This window comes from Rummeliibacillus sp. G93, assembly GCF_023515935.1.
Classification (GTDB): domain Bacteria; phylum Bacillota; class Bacilli; order Bacillales_A; family Planococcaceae; genus Rummeliibacillus; species Rummeliibacillus stabekisii.
In genome coordinates, this window is sequence record NZ_CP097314.1 from 1,543,399 (window position 1) to 1,564,335 (window position 20,937).

Below are 20,937 nucleotides of genomic sequence, written 5' to 3' on the forward strand. Positions count from 1 at the left end.
TCTTTTTTTGTTGATTAAAATGAAAAGGCTTTCATATTTTTATTGACAACAGCTAGAAAACATATTATGATTAAACAAATGTTTGGTTAATAAACAAATGTTTGAAAGGTGATAAGATGCCTGAAAAAATAACTGATAAAGAGCAGTTGATTTTGAATGCAATACGTAAGAATCCTTATGTATCGCAGCAAGAGCTTGCAGAGATGCTAGGCTTATCGCGTCCATCAATTGCTAATATGATTTCTGGTTTAACTAAACGAGGTAATATTTTGGGTAGGGCCTATATTTTAAGTGAATCCGAACAAATCATATGTGTTGGCGGAGCCAATATTGATCGTAAATTTCATATCAAAGATAGCGCTCAACTAGGCACTTCGAATCCAAGTTACACTACCCAAAATGCTGGAGGAGTAGCCCGTAATATTGCAGAGAATTTAGGAAAACTTGGTTGTGATGTGTCGCTGTTATCTGCAAGTGGTCTTGATATGGATTGGTCATTCATTGAAGACGCATCATCTCTTTATATGAAGCTTGATACAGTAGCTAAATTCCCTGAAAAGGCAACAGGTTCTTATACTGCTGTTTTGGATGCACAGGGTGAATTAATAATAGCCCTTGCAGATATGGAAGTATATGAAGCTATCACGCCTGATTTGCTGTTGAAAAATGAAGCTTTATTAAGTCAATCCAAATGCATTGTGGCAGATTTGAATTGCCCTAAGGAAACCATCCAATTTTTGTGCAGCTTTGCTAAAAGTCATAACTTGCCAATTGTAATAATTCCTGTTTCATCTCCGAAAATGAATCGCTTGCCAGATGATTTGGCAGGGGTATCATGGATAATTACCAACCGAGATGAATCGGAAACTTACTTTAAAACTGAAATTAAAACAAATGAAGATTGGAAAAAGGCTGTTGAAAAGTGGCTAGATTTAGGTATTGCTAATGTAGTCATCACAAATGGCAAAGAGGGGTCTATGATAGGTAATAGAAATGAAGGAATCCTACATATCCCACCCATCCCAGTCGATGAAATTGCTGATGTAACAGGAGCGGGAGATGCGTTTTCATCTGCTGTAATTTACTCTTGGCTAGAAGGAAAACCTTTAACCGAAATAGCTAGAGCTGCAAGTGTGAATGCTTCAAAAACATTAGCATCTCCATATACGGTTAGACAAAATTTATCCGCAATACAATTACAAAAAGACATGGAGGAATTATCATGAATGAATACATCACTTTATCTGAGGAAGTACGTGCAGCAAAAGAACAAGGGAAACCAGTAGTGGCTTTAGAGTCAACCATTATCTCTCATGGCATGCCTTATCCGCAGAATGTAAAAACAGCTCGTGAAGTAGAGCAAATAATCCGTGATAATGGGGCAGTCCCAGCAACAATTGCTATAGTGGATGGAAAAATAAAAATTGGCCTATCAGATGAGGAATTAGAAATGTTCGGCAAGAGCTCAGATGTAGCGAAAGCGTCACGCCGTGATTTAGCTTATTTGCTTGCTACAAAAAAACTTGGAGCAACTACTGTAGCTGCAACAATGATTTGTGCAGAAGCAGCTGGAATCAATATATTTGTTACGGGTGGTATTGGCGGTGCTCATAGAGGTGCTGAAAACACCATGGATATTTCAGCAGATTTAGAGGAATTGGGTCAAACAAATGTGGCAGTAGTTTGTGCTGGAGCTAAATCTATTCTAGACTTAGGATTAACTATGGAATATCTTGAAACAAAAGGTGTACCGGTAATCGGTTATAACACAGACGTACTACCAGCTTTCTATACACGCAAAAGCGAATTCCCCGTCAACTTTAAAGCAGAAGATGTAGAGACAATTGCTTCAACATTAAAAGTGAAATGGGATTTAGGCCTTAAAGGCGGAGCTGTTATTGCCAATCCAATTCCTGAAGAGTATGCAATGGACGAATCTGTAATTAATGAAGTGATTGAATCTGCATTAAAAGAAGCAGAAGAAAAACAAATTACGGGTAAAAATGTAACTCCTTTCTTATTAGGAAAGGTAAAAGAACTAACAAAAGGTAAAAGTCTTGATGCCAACATTGCATTAGTGAAAAATAATGCAGTGATTGGTGCAAAACTAGCTGTCAACTACAATCAACTTTAAGTATTAACAGATTAGATAAATAGAATAGAAAATGAGTGGCCTTAATCTGAAAGATTAAGGCCTTTTATTTTGGAGAAATACTTTTAAAATTGTCGAGTTTCTTCTTTATATATATAAACATTAAAATTATTTTGTTTTCCAGATTATATTATTATATAATTCAGAATAAACTGTATATTAATCTTTTGTCAGGAGGAGAGAAAAAGAGATTTATACAGAATTAGAATCATAAGGGGGCAGGAAAATTGAAAGCATTAAGATCCATCTTATTATGGGGAGTAATTTCTGCTATTGGGGCAATAAGTTTTGGTTATGTTGCTTTAAAACGTGGTGAAAGTATCAATGCAATATGGATTTTGACCGCAGCTCTTTGCGTTTATGCTATTGCCTATCGTTTTTACAGTAAATTTATAGCGAATAAGGTTTTTCAGCTCGATGATTCTAGACAAACGCCAGCAGTAGTAAACAATGATGGAAAAGACTATGTTCCTACGAATAAATGGGTTTTATTTGGACATCATTTTGCGGCTATTGCAGGAGCGGGTCCGCTTGTTGGGCCAATTTTAGCTGCACAAATGGGCTATTTGCCTGGAACACTTTGGATTGTGGTAGGCGTTGTGGTGGCTGGAGCAGTTCAAGATTTTATTATTCTATTCGGATCAATGCGACGCGACGGAAAATCGTTAGGTGAAATGATTAAAGATGAAATTGGCAAAGTAACAGGCATTATTGCAATGGTAGGAATTTTAGGCATTATGGTCATATTATTAGCTGTATTGGCTCTAGTCGTTGTTAAGGCTTTAGCGGGTAGCCCTTGGGGTATGTTCACCATCGCAGCAACGATTCCTATTGCTATTTTAATGGGGATCTATATGAGGTATATCCGTCCGGGAAGAGTGGGCGAAGGTTCAATCATCGGTATTATTCTATTAATATTATCTCTTTATTTCGGACAATATGTCTCAGAACATGAAACGTTAGCGCAAATGTTTACCTTTAAAGGTGAAACAATTGCTCTTATGATGATCGCTTATGGTTTTATTGCTTCTGTATTGCCGGTTTGGCTTTTGCTGGCTCCGCGTGATTATTTAAGTACGTTTTTAAAAGTAGGAACTATTGCCGGCTTGGCGCTAGGCATATTAATTGTAGCTCCTTCATTAGAAATGCCTGCAGTAACCAAATTTATTGATGGTACTGGTCCTGTCTTTTCGGGTAACCTTTTCCCATTCCTATTTATTACTATAGCTTGTGGATCGGTATCAGGGTTCCATGCATTAGTTTCATCAGGTACTACTCCAAAAATGATTGAACGTGAGTCACATGCGAGAGCGATCGGCTATGGTGCTATGCTTACTGAATCCTTTGTAGCTGTGATGGCCATGATTGCAGCATGTGTTCTTACACCAGGCATCTATTTTGCTATTAACAGCCCTGCAGCTGCAATTGGTACTGATGCTGTTACTGTAGCTGCTACAATAAGTGATTGGGGTTTTAAATTGACTCCAGATGATTTAACAAGGCTTGCCGATCAGGTAGGTGAAGCTTCTATTCTTTCAAGAACGGGTGGAGCTCCTACATTAGCAATCGGAATGGCAGTCATATTCTCGAAAGTAATTGGCGGAACGACTATGATGGCTTTCTGGTATCACTTTGCCATTCTTTTTGAAGCGTTGTTTATTATGACGACTATCGATGCGGGTACTAGGGTTGGCCGTTTTATCATTCAAGATTTAATAGGGAATTTCTATAAACCATTCGCAAAGACAGATGCCTGGATACCGAACATTATTGCTACGGCACTATGTGTTGCAGGGTGGGGGTATTTCCTCTATCAGGGTGTTGTAGACCCATTAGGTGGAATTAATACACTTTGGCCGTTATTTGGTATCGCCAACCAAATGCTCGCGGGGATTGCGCTCGTCTTGGGAACAACTATTCTCTTTAAAATGGGGAAAAAAGTTTACACATGGGTCACATTGCTACCAACCACTCTATTGTTAGTTGTAACAATGACAGCGGGGTGGCAAAAACTGTTTCATGACAACCCTAAAATCGGTTTCTTATCACATGCGAAAGTATTTCAAAATGCGCTTGATAAAGGGGAAGTATTGGCACCTGCAGCTACTATAGCTCAAATGCGTCAAGTTTTAGTCAATGATTATGTAGATGCAGCTCTTTGTGCCATCTTTATGATTGTCGTGATTACTGTCTTTATTTCCGCTCTACGAATTTGGTTCAAAGTATTAGGTAATAAAAAAGTAACGCTTCATGAAACCGTCTATAAACGAAGTGCATAAAGGATAGGAGGAGCTAATATGCTAACTATTTTAAAAAAGGTTCTAGAACAACGAAGTCAATTTATCTCGCTATTAGTTGGAGTTCCGAGCTATGAAACATATGTAAAACATATGAAAGAGGCAAATCCAGATCAGCAAATAAAAAGCAGGAAGGAGTTTTTCTGCGAAGCGCAGGAAGAACGTTACAATGGGAAAGATGGTAAAGTTTCACGTTGCTGCTAGGCATTCAACTATATAAATAGAAATTTATAAAGCCTCCAATTCTTTTAGAATTGAAGGCTTTTATTATACAAAGAATAGAATATTTTGGTTTTTATTAAGTAAAATTTAGCAAAAACGGGTAAACAAAACAAAAATAAATATTACTTTAAGATAGTTATTGTAAATAAACGATTTGTTCAAAGTGAACAAAAATTGAAAATCTATTAGAAAAAATGTACACTAGCTATTGTGTAATTTGTTTAAAGTGTCTAACGACCAACTTATACAAAATGATTATAATAATCTATGTATCTAGTATATGACAAAATTCGAGCGTTTTTACGACGAATCTTTGAACATTTCAAGAATATTAGTAAAGACTTTGCCTCTTTATACGCTGCTTGAATAATAAGTGTTTGCGTATTAAACTAGCTAAGCCATGCAAACTATATTAGAAATAGTCAAAACAGACATTGAGAGGAGAAGGAATTATGACTTCATATGATTTGATTATACGAAACGGCAATATAGTAAGTGCTGATTCTGTTCAGCTAGGAGATATAGCGATTAAGGACGGAAAAATTCAAGAAGTGACATACGGAAGAAAAATTGACGGAGATGCCCTTAAAGAAATTAACGCAGAAGGTCTTCATGTCTTTCCGGGTTTAATAGACTCACATGTTCACTTTAATGAACCAGGTAGAGCTGAGTGGGAAGGTTTAGAGACAGGTAGCAAGAGTTTAGCTGCAGGTGGCGCAACAACATTTTTCGATATGCCGTTAAATAGTACTCCTCCGACAATTAACGCTGAAAACTTAGCTTTGAAAAAAGCGCTTGCTGATCAAAAAGCTGTTGTTAATCCTCGTTTTTGGGGTGGTCTAGTCCCTGAAAATATTAAAGATTTAAAAGGATTGCATGACAATGGTGTTATCGGTTTTAAAGCTTTCATGTCTCCAAGCGGCATTGCTGACTTTAATCACAGTGATGATGAAACCATTTTTAAAGGAATGAAAGAAATTGCTTCATTCGGTTCTATTCTTGCTGTGCATGCTGAAAGCACTGTCATTTGTGAGCAGCTTGCTGAAGAAAAAATTAGTCAAGGTAAAACTTCTGCAAGAGACTATGTAGAGTCTAGACCTATCATTTCTGAAATTGAAGCAGTTAGAAGAATTATTTCTTATTCAGAAGCGACAGGTTGTAAACTACATGTAGTACATGCGAGCAGCCGTAAAGTTGTAAAAATCATTGAAGAAGCAAAACAAAGAGGCGTGAATGTAACCGTTGAAACATGTCCTCACTATCTTGCATTAACAGTAAAAGATTTAGAAGAAAAAGGCGGCTTAGCAAAATGTGCTCCTCCTTTACGCGATGAAGATGAAGTGGAAGAGTTATGGGCTGCACTAGCTAATGGCGAAATTGATGTCATTGGTTCAGACCATTCTCCAGCACCAGCTTCTATGAAAACTATTACAGATAATTTCTTTGAAGGCTGGGGCGGAATCTCAGGTGCACAATCAACACTGAATATTTTGCTTACAGAAGGGTACTATAAACGCAATCTACCATTAGAAAAAATCGTAAAACTAACAGCTGAAAACCCAGCGAAACGTTTTGGACTTTCTACAAAAGGTAAAATAGCTTCAGGCTATGATGCTGATTTGGCAATTGTTGATTTAAATGAAAGCTTTACCCTTCATAATGAAGATTTATACTATCGCCACAAACACTCTCCATATGTGGGCATGACTTTCAAAGGGAAAGTTAAAAACACATTGGTAAATGGCGAAGTTGTCTTTGAAAACGGCAAAATTATAGTCGATAAAGTGCAATAAGCTTATTCTTTATTCGAGAGAGGAGTACTTAAAGTATGTTTGATTTATTAATAAAAGGCGGTAACGTTGTTTTTCATGATGGCGTTCGCAAAGTAGATATTGGAGTCAAAGATGAAAAAATTTCTTGCATTGCAGAACATATCACTGAAGATGCTAAAGAAGTGATTGATGCAGCAGGTCAATTTGTAATGCCAGGTATGATTGATACGCATGTGCATATCAGTGAACCAGGTCGTACAGAATGGGAAGGTTTTGAAACAGGCTCTAAATCAATGGCAGCCGGTGGTACTACAAGTTATGTAGAAATGCCGTTAAACGCTCTTCCAGCTACAATTAATAAAGAAGCATTAGATCTTAAACTGGAAGCAGCCAAAACACAAAACTATGTGGATTATGCGTTTTATGGAGGTCTTGTTCCTGATAACTTGGACAAGTTGGAAGAATTAGATGCAGCTGGAGTACTTGCATTTAAATGTTTCTTATCTGACATAACGAGTGATATTCCTGGTGACTTTACAAATGTAGATGATTATACATTGTATAAAGGAATGCAAAAATTGGCTGAGTTAGACCAACTGCTTTGCATACATGCAGAAAACCCATCTGTAACGAAAAAACTTGCTGAAGACATGGTAAGAGAAGGCCGTACTACTGCAATGGATTACGTGGAATCACGTCCTATCTTTACTGAGGTAGAAGCAGTTTCCCGTGCAATCCTTTTTGCCAAAGAGACAGGCTGTAAACTTCACCTTGTGCATATTAGTACATCTGAAGCAGTACAAGTTATCGTAAAAGCACAACAAGAAGGTGTGGACGTAACACTAGAAACTTGTCCTCATTATTTGGCTATTTCTGCCGAACAAGTGGAAGAAATTGGGCCACGTGCAAAATGTCAGCCGCCACTAAGAAAAGCAAAAGACCAAGAAAAACTTTGGGATGAGCTAATGAAAGGTAATATTAACTGGATTACATCTGACCACTCTCCTTGTACTGAAGACTTAAAACAAGGCAATATATTTGAAGCATGGGGCGGTATTAGTGGTGTTCAAAATAATGTCGATTTGATGTTTGACTTAGCTGTAAAACAACGCGGTTTACCAGTTAACAAGTTTGTTGACTTAATTGCGACGCATCCATCTGAACGCTTTAACTTGCCAAACAAAGGTGAAATCGCTGTCGGTAAAGATGCGGATATTATTTTTGTTGACCCTAACCAATCTTATGTAGTGAAAAGAGAAGATCTTTACTATAAAAACAAATTTAGTGCCTATGAAGGCAGACAAATTGATTGTCGTGTCACTAAAACAATTGTACGTGGTAACGTTGTGTTCGACTTAAATGAGGGTATTGTCGGGGAGCCAATCGGAAAATTGATGGCTGCTCAAAAATAATTCCTTAAATTAAAAAAGTGAAATGGGCGCGGGTATTGCTGTGCAATGCCCGTGTTAAATGAGAGGGTATTTTAGAATGACAAATAATACAAATGAGGTTCAGCCACACAGCGGTGAAGACGAAACTCTACACCCGAAAACGGCTGACAAAAGAACAGTAAATCCACTTTCATATATGTTTATGTGGATTGGTGATGGTGTTAACCTTGGGAATATGACTTTGGGAGCGAGTTTGGTAGTAGCTGGTGCTGCAACATTAAACATGTTCCAAACATTTGCGGCAGCTATTATTGCCATCGCAATTATTTCAACCATTTTCATCTTAAATGACAGACTAGGCTACAAAGAAGGCGTTCCTTATGTTGTACAACTAAGAATGTCATTCGGTTTTAAAGGAACAATCATTTCATCCTTATTGCGAGGCGTTCCTGCGATAATCTGGTATGGTATTCAAAGCTGGATTGGTGGTACTGCATTAAACGAAATCCTAACAATCGCAACGAATGGTGCTTTTGATAATATTGCTATTTGCTTCGTTGCTCTTGTATTATTGCAAATTGTTCTATCTTTATTCGGTTTCCATGCTATTAAATGGGTAGAAACTCTTGCTTCTGTCGTTATCATGGTAGCATTATTGTATGTATTCATCATTTTAGTGCGTTCACATGGCGCTGAAGTAGCGAAAAATTGGATCCATGTTCAAGGTTCTTGGGGTCTACATTTCTTCGGTTTCATCATGGTATTCTTAGGTAACTACGCAGCGATTTTCCTAAGTGCTGCTGACTATTCTCGTGAATTAAAAGCAGGTTATAGTGATACAAAACGAGGATTCTTATACTTTTCTCCAATCGTGATTGCTTATGGATTTGTTATTACAATTGGTGCAATGCTTGCATCAGTAACTGGTATTACAAACCCTTCAAAAGCATTAGCAATCATTATTAATAATGATGCAATCACAATCGGTGTTTCAGCATTCATTGTGTTAGGTGTTATTGCAACAAACATGGTTGCTAATATTATCCCGCCTGCATACGTTATTACATTGTTAACAAAAGCGAAATACAAAGTAGCTGTTACTGTAACTGGGGTACTTGCACTTGTTTCATTCCCTTGGATGCTTGTTCAAGAATCTTCAGCAAAAGGTTTAAATATGTTCGTTTTAATCTACTCAGCATTCTTAGGACCAATCGTTGCTATTCTATTGGTTGAATACCATATCTTTAGAAAAGGTAAAGTCGACGTTGCGGATTTATATAATGCGAACGGCCCATATAAAGGGTTTAACCCTGCAGCGATCATTGCAATGCTGGTTGGTGCAGCAGCAGCCTTTATTGAAGTAGACTTAGCTTGGATTATTGGTTTCTTCGTAGCTGGTATTGCTTATTACTTAATCACGAAATTTGGATTTAAAAATTCTCCTTTCAAAAAAGGAACAATATTCGAGAAATAAAAGGAAAAGGATTGGAGATTTATCTCCAATCCTTTTTTTACAATAATATTGACGGATCTTCATTTTCTTCAAGAAGGGTACCAATCAATAATGCCACTCTTATTCGCAGAGAGTCTTGCGGATCGTGAAAAGAACGGCCTAGCATATCTTCTGCTTTTTCAATCCTATACTTTACTGTATTTCGGTGAATAAATAATTTTCTAGAGGTTTCAGATATCTCGCAATGTGAATCGAGATAAACTTGAATAGTTTTTACTAATTCCACATCTTCTTTTGATTTAGGATAAGCAAGGGTTTTAAGTGTATTTTCATATAGTTCTTTTAAATTCTTTTTAGGTATCATATTGAATAATTCTTTTATTTCTCTTGTTTTATAAAAATGAATGAAAGAAGTTTTTTTCAAATCGTACCCATTTGAAATAGCTTCGGCTGCCTCTTGGTAGATCAGTGAAATGTCATTGAGCGATGGAGTTGGGTTACTAATTCCAAACGACAATGAAAAATCTCCATCAATACTTTGAATGTTCTGTACAATATTTAGTAACTTTTGTCTTTCTGCTTCTGAATATTGTTCAAATTGCAAGAGCAGTACAAAATACTTTTCCTTTGTAAATAATGTTCCGTTCATTTCACCGTTAACCATTTCATCTTCTAACTGATCATAAATACTATTATGCAAATCGCTTACCTTTTTTTCATACAGTTGAAGCGTCTCATAATTTCTTCCCACAGGATCAATGTTGCAAACAATGCAAATAGTTTCTAATTGCGGGTATAATCCATAATATTGGCATCTTCCAATGATCTCTTCCTCGGAGCTAATCCTTTTTTCAATTAAATCTGCAAAAAAGTTATTCTTAAATAATCGAGAGTTTTCCTCAATTGCTTGCTCCTTAACCAGAGTAAAAGAGATGACATTGCTTGCTTGTTCAATCGCCACTTTAGAAGCAGGATAAGGAAGAGTCAAAGCATCTACAATTACTAGCATACTTTCATGCTGTCGTTTTGTTTTAACAGGATAGCTTGCAGCTGACTTATAGCTTTCAGAAGTGAGCGTATACGTTGTTCCATGCCGCGCTTCATGAAGATCATTTTTCACCAGTTGGATGATTTCCTGTTCTACAATCTTCATCGGCTCTTTATTAAATTCATGTGTATGAGCAATTTTTTCTCCACGATGATTTAATAATAAGGCAGGGCGTTTAAGGAAGAATCCTAACTGTTCCACAAGAGCTGACAAAGTGTACCCTTTAATTAACATATCAGAGAACTCTTTATGCACATGCATGGCATAATATAATTGTTCTGATTCCGCATCATTTAAATAATTTAGTATATGTCTCGATACATTTCCTAATGTATGTTCAGTTGGCAAATCGATAATAGGGAAGGCTAATTCATCAGCCAGCATTTTAACTGTTTCAGGCAATTGGCCTAAGAAACGATGTGTCTTTATAATAATACCTGAACAGTTACGTGCATGCATTTGCTGGATAAGTTCATATAGCTTTTCTGTATCGTCTTTAAAAGCGTAACCAGTTGTTAGAAGCAAGTGGTTTTCGTTTAAAAATTGGATCACATCGGGTGTATCAGAAATGTTCACAAATTGTACTGAACGGCCAAGACCTCTATGTCCAGCTAGCACAACACAATCCTTCATAACATCTAATATAAATAAGTCATTCATTGTTTTCATAGTTAATCCCTCATTGTAAGGTTATGTGTAGGTAACTATTATACGTTAACAATAAACAAAAAACAAATGGTTTTTTAGCCATTTTAAACAATGACAAGTTTGTGGTAATGTACTAAACTTATAAGGATGTTTTAATATATGGAACAATATATCGATAGGAGGGAAGATCATGGAGTGGCAAGCTCGCACAATAAGTGCTGAGATTCATCCTATACTTAAAAATAATCCGCAAGGCAACGTCCATAGTGTATTTAACAACAGTTTTAATTTGGTGTTCGGTGAACATCTCATTCACATTGGTACATCGGAGAACGGTACCCCTCCATTTGGTATTACCTTAAAGGAAGGAGCCCAAAAGCTTGCCCAACAGGTAATCCAAAACGAAGAAGTAATGTGGAATTCCGTATTGGATGCGCTTGTTTTAGCACCGAATCTTTCCATTTCATTGAAGAAGGCAGCTATAACAATTCCTGTTCTTCAACATATAAAGGTTAATTCTACTAGCATAAATGAAATTATCCGGGCAATTGCAGTAGAGCTTACTTCAGACAACTGGCAAACGGGTCTTACACAAAACCTAGAAGATAATCAACTAATTAAGGAGTATATCTTAACTAAGAATTTCAAACCGGTTCAGCCGATTTTAAAGGAATTGGATAAGTTAAGTTTGCTTGCCTCTGGTGATGAATCAGTAGAACCGAAAAGCGTTTTCGATTTCTGGATTGGTAGAGGATTGGGCTTAACACCTAGTGGAGATGATTTATTAACTGGTTTATGTGCTGCTATTACGGCACTCGGTAGTCAAAAGAATAGTTTCCAAAAAAAGCTACACTCGTATTTAGTGGAATATGGGATAAAGCGAACAACTTCTATTGCCTTAGAATACTTAATGTACGCCACACAAGGTAAATTTCATTCCCATCTAATAAACATGATGCAAATCATGACAAATCCACAAAATGAAAATTTACAAGACGCGCTTTTGGAAATGAAAAAGTTAGGGCATACATCCGGTACAGACACATTATTAGGGATGTTACTTGGCATTAAAGCTCTTTCTACTTTGGAATAATATTGTATAAGAGGTGTACACATGAAAGAATTATTAAAATCTAGCAACTGGATTTCGGGCTTGCAATGGCTCTTTTTTATTTTTACAAATATAGTAGTAATCCCGATTACGGTAGGTGCAGCATTTGATTTACCACAAGGTAAAATTGTCAGTATGCTACAACTATCATTTATCGTAACGGGTCTTGCTTGTATCGTTCAGGCACTTGTAGGACATAAACGGGCAATCATGGAAGGGCAATCAGGTCTATGGTGGGGCGTAATTTTAGCGCTTGGCACTACCGCAGCTGCTCAAGGTATGTCTTTGGACGTTTTAGGCGGAAGTTTAACTGTAGGTGTCATTATATCAGCAATTTTAACATTTCTTATTGGTATTACTGGTCTTGGGCCACATCTTGCAAAGCTATTTACACCTGCGGTTATGGGCGTATTTATGTTTTTATTTGGATGCCAAATTATTCGGATTTTCTTAAAGGGAATGCTAGGTATTCCTTTTGGTAACGGAGCAGATAATGCACATATTGATTTGCCGATTTCTTTGTTATCTATCATTATTGCTATACTTGTTATTGTGATTAGTGTTAAAGCTCCTGTCAGCATAAGACGCTATGGTTTGTTAATAGGTATTATTGTTGGTTGGATTGCTTATTCATTGATTTTCCATTCAGGTAATACAACAAGCGAATCAGGATCATTTAGTCTTGATTTGTTTCCTTTAGGTAAACCTGCATGGGATCCAGGTATTATCATAACTGCTGTCTTAGCGGGTTTATTAAACTCAGCCAATACATTTGGAGCACTAAAAGGGACAGAAAGCATGTATAAGGTGAAAACGACGAACTCAGAATATAGAGTTTCATTCGTTATTACAGGCATATTCACTTTTATTGCAGGTTTGTTTGGACTTGTACCTTATTCTCCATATGTGTCTTCTATTGGATTTTTAAGCCAAACAGGTATCTTGAAAAGAATGCCATTTATTTTAGGTGGATTTATGTTCTTAGTTATGGGGTTAATACCGCCGCTTGGTCATTTCTTCTCATTATTGCCACTGAGCATTGGTAGTGCAGCGTTGTTTGTTTCTTACTTACTTCTTTTGAATTCTTCTTTCGCTTTCTTCAGACAAGTTAAGTTCAATACAATCAATGCATACCGTTCTGCGGTTCCATTATTCGTAGGTATAATCATAATGACACTTCCTGCTTCTTATTTTGAAAGTATTCCAAGTGTTATCCGACCTTTGCTTAGCAGTGGTTTGCTAATGGGAATTATTTTGGCACTCTTAATGGAAAACTTAATCAAATGGGATCGTTATGGTGTAGAAGACGATAGTAAAAAAGCGTAAAAATATGTAATGCTAAAAAGAGCTAAAGAATGAAAATTCTTTAGCTCTTTTTCTTATAGGTATTGATCTAAGAATTGAACAACCTCTTTAAAGGCATTTTGGACGTCAGAATTACCCCAATTTTCGTCAAAAACATGTTTTCCACCTGGAATGGTGATTAGTTTACTTTGTACACCAGCTTCTTGCAGTTTTTCTTGCATTACGACAGATTGTTCATATGGGACATCTTCATCGTCTGTCCCATGAAGCAACAAAGTAGGAGGATATTCAGCATCTGCTAAAGCTGCAGGACAATACTGTAGTAATTTATCTTTGAATATTACGGGATGAAGACCGCTGATTTGTTCAATCCAATTGCCACTTTGTCTAGCATACATGTAGATCGCATAGCGTTTCTCTATAGGTCCTACTGATATCGGTTGGTCTGAAACAAGCATTTTTGCAAGCTCTGCCGGTACAGCTGTCATTTTTTGATAATGGGGGCTAGGTTTTGTTGCCCAATTGCCTGTAATATCGCCATAGCCATAGAAAGAAACGATTGCTTTAGGCTTTTGATTAAATAATCCAGATAAGAGAGCTAAATACCCTCCTGCAGAACCACCAATAACAGCTATTCTTTCTGGATCATATTCAAATTCATGAGTGCCTTTATTTTCAAGCCATGAGAGAGCACTTTCAATATCCGTTCGAATTTCTGAAATTTTCGTTTCAGGTGCTAGACGATAATCGATAGAAAAAATATTGTAGCCTGCTTCATGGTAAAACTCAATTTGTTCTGCTTTCAAATCTTCGCGTGAGCCCCAAAACAAGCCACCACCATGTATATAGACAATTACTGGTTTATTTGCTTCATCAGCTGGATAGAAGTCTCCCTTCAACTCGAAGTTAAATTCCTTTTTAAAGGAAACAGTCGTTTTTAACATGTACTTCACTCACACTTTCTTTAAATCGTATAACCATATACTGGCTAGAAACGATTATTTGATTACAGCTAAATGAACTATGTTTTTCATTTGCTGTGTTATTATTGTATAATAATATGATGAATGTTTGCATGTATAAAGCAAAATTCATGTAGTAGTCGTTTCTTAACTAAACGTGCGTTATCAAAAACTAAGCTATGCTGCTTAAAAGCTTAGCAGGTTAATGATTAATAAACTAATGTAAAGGACCATGGCAAATGGAATTTAAAGTATCCGACCTATTAAACTTAGCCCCACTTCAAAATGCAATTGTATTAGGTGGTGAGCGTTTTTTAAATAATGATGTTTCAGGTATTACCATTATGGAAGGACCTGATATCGTTGAATGGATTAAAGGCGGTGAAGTTATATTAACTAGCCTCTACTCCATTCGCTCGTTCAATGACAAAGAACAAATTGAGTTTATTGAAAGTTTGGCAAGAAAGAAAGTTAGTGCTCTCGTCATTAAGAATCTTGATACAGATATCTCTAATCCGTTGGTTGGTGCTGCTGAACAATTAGGCATGCCAGTCATACAGATGTCGAAAGAAATCCCTTTTATCGATGTAATGTATCCTGTAATGGGCGAACTATTTAATCGGCAAGTGAAAAAATTGCAATACTATAAAGAAATTCATGACCGTTTTACTGAAATCTCTCTGGCTGATAAAGGTATAGACAGTATAATTGCGACTCTTTCAGATTTGATCGGTAATCCTGTTGCGCTCTTCGATAGAAACTTTCATTGCATCGTTTCAACTGTACCTTACCTTGAAACATTTGAATTGGTGGAAAAGGTTCATTTTTATGAGGAAACGATCAATATTAAATATCCGCATTATCGTCAAATCGTAAAATATCAAGAGATCCCAAATCAAAAAAGTCACCAAATCGTTGTTCCGCTTGAAACCATCAATCATATAAAGACATATCTGCTAATTGGTGAAATCAATAAATCGTTAGAAGAACTTGATTTTATCGCTGTTGAAAATTCTGCTAATGCATTATCGCTTGAATTAGTTAAACAATTTGCGGTCTCCGAAGTTGAGAAGAAATTTAAAAACGATTTGGTTGATGAGTTAATTAGCGGTAAAATCCGTTCAATGCAGTCCATATACGAAAAGGCTAATGTCATCAGCTGGGATTTTGAAGGCTCTTTTGTAGCTGTCTTATTTAAAATTCATCCACTTACTGAAACGTCGTATTCTAAAGAGAGCAACAAAAGTAATCTCTTAGTTCGAAGCCATGCAGCACTATATGATGCGGTAAATCATTATCTTCCTGGGGGAATTATTACCAACAAAGGCAATATGGTAACTGTGCTGTGGAAAGTTAAAAAGAAAAATGAATATGATGATAAGTCATGGCGAAAGGGCGTTCAAAAAACAGCTGCAAATATTCAACACATTATCGAGAAACAAATTCAAGATGTAGCAGTACAGGTGGGAATAGGAAATGTTGCAGAAAGTATTATCGAAATTTCAAAAAGCTACAAAGAAGCGCAAGATGCTCTCGATGTTGGTGAAAAGCTAAATGGTCAAAAATCCATTACTGCATTCGCAGAGCTAGGTATTTTCAGGCTTTTAAGCCAATTTGATGATCCACAAGTGTTAACTCAATTTATCCCACAATCATTACAGCGCTTGCTTGAATATCCCCAATCGAATCGAACAGATTTGCTGGTTACATTGCAAACATTCTTGGAATGCCAACAAAATGCATCTAAGACTGCAAAAGTTCTTTTCATCCATTATAAATCTGTAATGTATCGATTGGATCGAATAAAAGAAATAACTGGCATTAATTTTGATGATTCAGAGGAAACTCTGTCTGTACAAGTTGGTTTAAAAATCATCAACTTTTTGAAGCGCGAAAGAGAAAAATAATCACATTGTGTTTAAAAACCCCACCAACAAGGATGTTGGTGGGATTTTGTCTTATAAGGATAAAAAAATAAATAATATTTATCAAAATATCATAAAGACTATTTGGTTAAAAAAACTTACAATAGGAAGTGGAATTTTTATCACGATATAGGGTAAAAATAAACAAGTACGAATGTCCAAAATTAAATGCGGCATTTTATTAACACAGCTTTTTACAGGCTATGCGCAAATTACATAGTACAGTTCAACCCCATTTGTGGAGAATATGTACTGGTGATTTCCCTATAAAGATAGAAAGGAAGATGAGTGATTTGGCAATAGATGCAATGGATTTTTCTGCATTACCTGAAGAAACAGCTGGAAAGCTAGAATGGCTAGGCAGTTTTGGTAAGGATGCTAAAGGCGGTGTATCCCGTCTGCTTTACTCAAAAGAATGGGTCGATGCACAACACGCTTTAAAAGAGTGGATGGAAAGCTTTGGTCTTTCTGCTCGCTTTGATGAAGTCGGCAACCTATTCGGTACATTAAAAGGTAAAGATGAATCAGAAACAATTTTAACCGGCTCTCATGTGGATTCCGTTGTTAACGGCGGTAAATACGATGGAGCATACGGGGTTATCGCTGGTATTATTGCGATTAAATATTTAAAAGAAACTTACGGAGAGCCACTTCGAAACATTGAGATTGTTTCAATGGCAGAAGAAGAGGGAAGTCGTTTCCCTTATGCTTTCTGGGGTTCTAAAAACATTGTTGGAAGCGCTAAACGTGAAGAAGTTGAATCAATTAGCGATTTCGAAGGCGTTCCTTTTGTAGATGCAATGAAGAATGCAGGCTTTGGCTTCAGAGATGAAAGCAAAGGACCTCGCGAAGATCTAAAAGCATTTGTAGAAGTGCATGTAGAACAAGGTAGCGTTCTTGAGACCGAAAAGAAATCAGTGGCAGTTGTCAATAGTATTGTCGGTCAAAGAAGATATACAATCGAAATTTCTGGTGAAGCAAACCATGCAGGTACAACACCAATGGGCTACAGAAAAGACGCTATGTATGCTGCAAGCCATATGATTTATGAAATCATCAATATGGCAAAAGAAGTTGGAGATCCTCTTGTAACTACAGTCGGCAAAGTGGAAGTAACGCCAAACATTGTCAATGTAGTACCAGGGAAAGCACTATTCACAATTGATGTACGTCATACTGATAAAGATGCAATTGTATCCTTTACAGAAAGCATGACTGCTCGAATGAACGAGATTTCAAAAGAGCATGGTGTGGAAACAGATATTGATATGTGGATGGATGCAGATCCTGTTCCAATGGATAAAAACGTGGTTGAACTTATTGAGAAACAATGTGAAGAAAATGGATTGAACTATAAAGTAATGCACAGTGGTGCAGGCCATGATTCACAAATCTTTGCACCGTTTGTACCAACAGCTATGTTGTTTGTACCGAGCCTAAAAGGAATCAGCCACAACCCTGCAGAATTTACAGAGCCTGCTGATTTAGCTGAAGGTGTAAAAGCACTTATTGGTGCATTGTATGAATTAGGCTATAAATAATCTTCAAAAATAATATAAAAAATAGATTAGGGGATGTATTTAAATGGGTTATCCTAAAGACTTACTTTCAAGCAGATCAATTATTAAACATGGTTTATATGCATTAATCGCTCCAGAAGGATTAGTAAATAATGTGGTACCTGGTTTTGAAAACTGCTCTATGTCAATCTTAGGTTCACCAAAATTAGGCGCAAGCTTCGTTGATTACATCGTAACAATGCATGAGGGCGGGAAAAACAGCGAAGGCTTCTGCGGCCAAGACGATGTAGAAAGCTTTGTTTATGTACTTAGCGGCCAAGTGAAAGTAAAAGCTGGCAATGAAGAGTACACACTAAAAGAAAGCGGCTATGTATATTGCCCTCCAGGCGTTGCAATGTATTTAGAAAATGTAGAAGCTGGCGATTCTCGTTTGTTCCTTTACAAACAAAAATATAGACCACTTGAAGGCCGTAAACCATGGGTTGTATCTGGCCATTCAAATGATATCGACTACAGAGACTACGATGATATGACAAATGTTCATATCAAAGACTTATTACCAATGGATATTGATTTCGATATGAACTTCCATATCTTATCATTCGATCCTGCAGCAAGCCACCCATTCATCGAAACTCATGTTCAAGAACATGGCGCTTACCTGTTGTCTGGTGAAGGTATGTATAACTTAGACAACGAATGGATTCCAGTTAAAAAAGACGACTACATTTTCATGGGTCCTTATGTACAACAAGCTGGCTATGCAGTTGGTAGAGAACCATTAACTTATGTGTACTCTAAAGACTGCAACCGTGACGCATCACTATAATATCATTTTGCCTTATTCTCAGCGCATTTTGATTTTCTGCTGAGGGTTAATATAGCAATCGGGCTGTACGGAACTCCACCTATGCCTAATAGCTTGAGGTGGGGTTAAAAGCCCGTTAATGAGAGATAATATCGAAAGCAAAGAGGTGCTACGATGAGAGTTAGCAAAGAAGATTTAAAAAGTTTAATCAAAAATAAGCTTCATAAAGCAGGCTTAAATGAAGAACATGCCTCAACAGCAGCTGACGTTCTTGTATTTGCGGATGAAAGAGGAATTCACTCTCATGGCGCAATGCGTGTAGAGTACTATGCTGAAAGAATTGCTAAAGGCGGCATGAACACAAATCCTGATTTCAAATTTGAAAAAACAGGTCCTGCAACAGGTGTTTTCCATGGTGATGGCGGTAATGGCCACACAGCAGCTAAACTTGCTATGGACGAAGCCATTAAAATGGCTAAAGAAAGTGGCGTAGCTATTGTAGGCGTACGTGACATTTCACACAGTGGAGCTATTTCATACTTCACAAATCAAGCGGCAGAATCAAACCTTATTGGATTCTCTGTTTGCCAATCCGACCCTATGGTAGTTCCATTCGGCGGAGCAGAGCCTTACTATGGTACAAATCCGATTGCTTTTGCTGCACCAAGTACTGACGATCGTAAAATGACTTTAGATATGGCTACTACTGTTCAAGCTTGGGGTAAAATTCTACATGCTCGTTCTAAAAATCAAACAATTCCTGATACATGGGCTGTAGATGGAAACGGTGAACCTACAACAGATCCTTACAAAGTAAACGCATTATTGCCAATCTCAGGTCCTAAAGGCTATGGTTTAGCAATGATGGTAGATGTACTATCTGGTGTATTACTAGGCCTTCCATTCGGTAATAAAGTGTCTTCTATGTATGAAAACCTTTCGGAATACCGTAAATTAGGTCAACTTCACATTGTTATTAATCCAGAATTCTTTATGGGAATCACAGGCTTCCAAAAAGATATTTCACAATCTATGGATGACTTGAATGGCATTAAGCCTGCTCCAGGTTTCGACAAAGTATTGTATCCAGGACAAAACAACGATGTAGTGATTGCAGATTATAAGGAAAACGGCATTGAAATTGTAGATGATATTTATGATTATTTAAAATCGGATGTTATTCATAACAATCAATACGACCATAAAAATCCTTTTGCAGAATAAAAACAAATGGGGATCATAGGGGTGGAGCACAATGAAAGTAACAAAGGAAAAATTAAAAGACTTAATCTCAACAAAACTTAATAAAGCTGGACTTACAGAAGAGCATGCCAATGGGGTTGCAGACGTTCTTGTTCATGCTGATGCTCGAGGCGTTCATTCACATGGAGCTATGCGAGTTGAGTATTATGCCGAAAGAATCGCTAAAGGCGGAATTAATAATAAACCTAACTTCAAGTTCGAAAAAACAGGTCCTTGTACTGCTGTTTTTGACGGCGACAATGGGGTAGGTCATGTAGCTGCTAAGCTAGCTATGGATGAAGCTATCAAAATGGCGAAAGAAAACGGCATTGCTGTTGTTGGTGTTAAGAAAATAAGCCACAGTGGGGCACTTTCTTACTTTGTGGGGCAAGCAGCACATGAAAATTTAATTGGAATTTCTGTTTGTCAATCTGATCCTATGGTTGTGCCATTTGGCGGAGCGGAACCTTACTATGGTACCAATCCTATTGCCTTTGCTGCTCCTGGTAAAGATGGAGACCAAATCACATTTGATATGGCTACTACCGTTCAAGCTTGGGGAAAAGTTTTACATGCGCGTTCAAAAAATGAACCAATACCTGAAACTTGGGCAGTAGACAGCAATGGTGAACCTACAACTGATCCATTTAAAGTTAATGCATTATTGCCTATTGCAGGTCCTAAAGGCTACGGTCTTATGATGATGGTGGATGTGCTTTCAGGTATCTTGCTGGGCCTTCCATTTGGCGGCAAGGTGTCTTCTATGTACCATGATTTGACTGAGTATCGTAATCTTGGCCAATTGCATATTGTCATTAATCCAGATTTCTTCACAACTTTAAGTGCATTCCAAGAAGGCATTTCTACTACTATGCAGGATTTGAATAACATAAAACCTGCACCTGGTTATGACAAAGTTTATTATCCAGGACAAAGAAGTGCTGAAAGAGTTAAGAAGTACGAAGAAAATGGCATTGAAATTGTTGACGATATTTATGAGTACTTAACTTCAGATGTCATTCACAATAATGCATATGACCATAAAAATCCTTTCGCGGAATAAAGGATATGAATAAGGGGC

The 20,937-nt window shown here is 37.1% G+C and carries 16 protein-coding genes; 14 read left to right on the top strand and 2 right to left on the bottom strand.

The features are described 5' to 3' along the window. Positions 1-116: 116 nt before the first annotated feature. The 7 genes from M2M59_RS07720 (at position 117) to M2M59_RS07750 (ending at position 9,308) form a co-directional block, all read left to right on the top strand. On the top strand, positions 117-1,226 hold the full coding sequence (locus tag M2M59_RS07720) for a carbohydrate kinase (RefSeq protein ID WP_371923811.1): 1,110 nt from the start codon (positions 117-119) through the stop codon (positions 1,224-1,226). Beyond that, the gene (locus M2M59_RS07725; protein WP_066786941.1) at positions 1,223-2,134 is read left to right on the top strand and encodes a pseudouridine-5'-phosphate glycosidase; all 912 of its coding nucleotides are present in this window, start codon (positions 1,223-1,225) and stop codon (positions 2,132-2,134) included. The genes M2M59_RS07720 and M2M59_RS07725 overlap by 4 nt, the downstream gene beginning before the upstream one ends. A 245-nt stretch (positions 2,135-2,379) precedes the next feature. Then, positions 2,380-4,431, top strand: a complete 2,052-nt coding sequence (locus M2M59_RS07730) for a carbon starvation CstA family protein (protein ID WP_249775916.1) — start codon at positions 2,380-2,382, stop codon at positions 4,429-4,431. Positions 4,432-4,449: 18 nt separating this feature from the next. After that, complete coding sequence (locus tag M2M59_RS07735) at positions 4,450-4,653, top strand: YbdD/YjiX family protein (protein WP_147193513.1); 204 nt, start codon at positions 4,450-4,452, stop codon at positions 4,651-4,653. 470 nt (positions 4,654-5,123) lie between these two features. Then, a complete protein-coding gene (locus M2M59_RS07740) occupies positions 5,124-6,464 on the top strand; it encodes an allantoinase (protein ID WP_249775917.1) in 1,341 nt (446 codons plus the stop codon). Between the two features lie 35 nt (positions 6,465-6,499). Further along, positions 6,500-7,855, top strand: a complete 1,356-nt coding sequence (gene allB, locus M2M59_RS07745; RefSeq protein ID WP_249775918.1) for an allantoinase AllB — start codon at positions 6,500-6,502, stop codon at positions 7,853-7,855. A gap of 76 nt (positions 7,856-7,931) precedes the next feature. Continuing rightward, entirely contained in the window at positions 7,932-9,308 is a 1,377-nt protein-coding gene (locus M2M59_RS07750) for an NCS1 family transporter (protein WP_147193510.1), read from the top strand. A gap of 37 nt (positions 9,309-9,345) precedes the next feature. On the opposite strand, the gene M2M59_RS07755 is transcribed toward M2M59_RS07750, so the two are convergent. After that, positions 9,346-11,004, bottom strand: coding sequence for a PucR family transcriptional regulator (locus tag M2M59_RS07755; RefSeq protein ID WP_147193509.1), 1,659 nt, complete (start codon positions 11,002-11,004; stop codon positions 9,346-9,348). A gap of 169 nt (positions 11,005-11,173) precedes the next feature. Here M2M59_RS07755 and M2M59_RS07760 point away from each other — a divergent pair, with 169 nt between their 5' ends. Continuing rightward, positions 11,174-12,076: an oxamate carbamoyltransferase subunit AllH family protein gene (locus tag M2M59_RS07760; RefSeq protein ID WP_249775919.1), complete on the top strand. Its 903-nt coding sequence runs from the start codon at positions 11,174-11,176 to the stop codon at positions 12,074-12,076. Positions 12,077-12,097: 21 nt separating this feature from the next. After that, positions 12,098-13,420: a uracil/xanthine transporter gene (locus M2M59_RS07765; RefSeq protein WP_249775920.1), complete on the top strand. Its 1,323-nt coding sequence runs from the start codon at positions 12,098-12,100 to the stop codon at positions 13,418-13,420. Between the two features lie 53 nt (positions 13,421-13,473). On the opposite strand, the gene M2M59_RS07770 is transcribed toward M2M59_RS07765, so the two are convergent. Further along, positions 13,474-14,343 (bottom strand): alpha/beta hydrolase, encoded by an 870-nt coding sequence (locus M2M59_RS07770; protein ID WP_249775921.1) that lies wholly within the window; start codon positions 14,341-14,343, stop codon positions 13,474-13,476. Between the two features lie 257 nt (positions 14,344-14,600). Between M2M59_RS07770 and M2M59_RS07775 the strand changes: the two genes are divergently transcribed. From M2M59_RS07775 to allD (M2M59_RS07795), 5 genes are all read left to right on the top strand, one after another. Next, entirely contained in the window at positions 14,601-16,268 is a 1,668-nt protein-coding gene (locus tag M2M59_RS07775; RefSeq protein WP_249775922.1) for a PucR family transcriptional regulator, read from the top strand. 326 nt (positions 16,269-16,594) lie between these two features. Next, positions 16,595-17,827, top strand: a complete 1,233-nt coding sequence (allC, locus tag M2M59_RS07780; protein ID WP_147195048.1) for an allantoate deiminase — start codon at positions 16,595-16,597, stop codon at positions 17,825-17,827. Positions 17,828-17,870: 43 nt separating this feature from the next. Next, positions 17,871-18,635 carry a (S)-ureidoglycine aminohydrolase gene (allE, locus tag M2M59_RS07785; RefSeq protein ID WP_066786979.1) on the top strand — a complete coding sequence of 255 codons (765 nt, stop codon included), beginning with the start codon at positions 17,871-17,873 and terminating at the stop codon, positions 18,633-18,635. Between the two features lie 153 nt (positions 18,636-18,788). Continuing rightward, positions 18,789-19,838: an ureidoglycolate dehydrogenase gene (gene allD, locus M2M59_RS07790; protein WP_147193505.1), complete on the top strand. Its 1,050-nt coding sequence runs from the start codon at positions 18,789-18,791 to the stop codon at positions 19,836-19,838. A 31-nt stretch (positions 19,839-19,869) separates the two neighbouring features. Further along, positions 19,870-20,919, top strand: a complete 1,050-nt coding sequence (allD, locus tag M2M59_RS07795) for an ureidoglycolate dehydrogenase (protein ID WP_249775923.1) — start codon at positions 19,870-19,872, stop codon at positions 20,917-20,919. Positions 20,920-20,937: the final 18 nt, after the last annotated feature.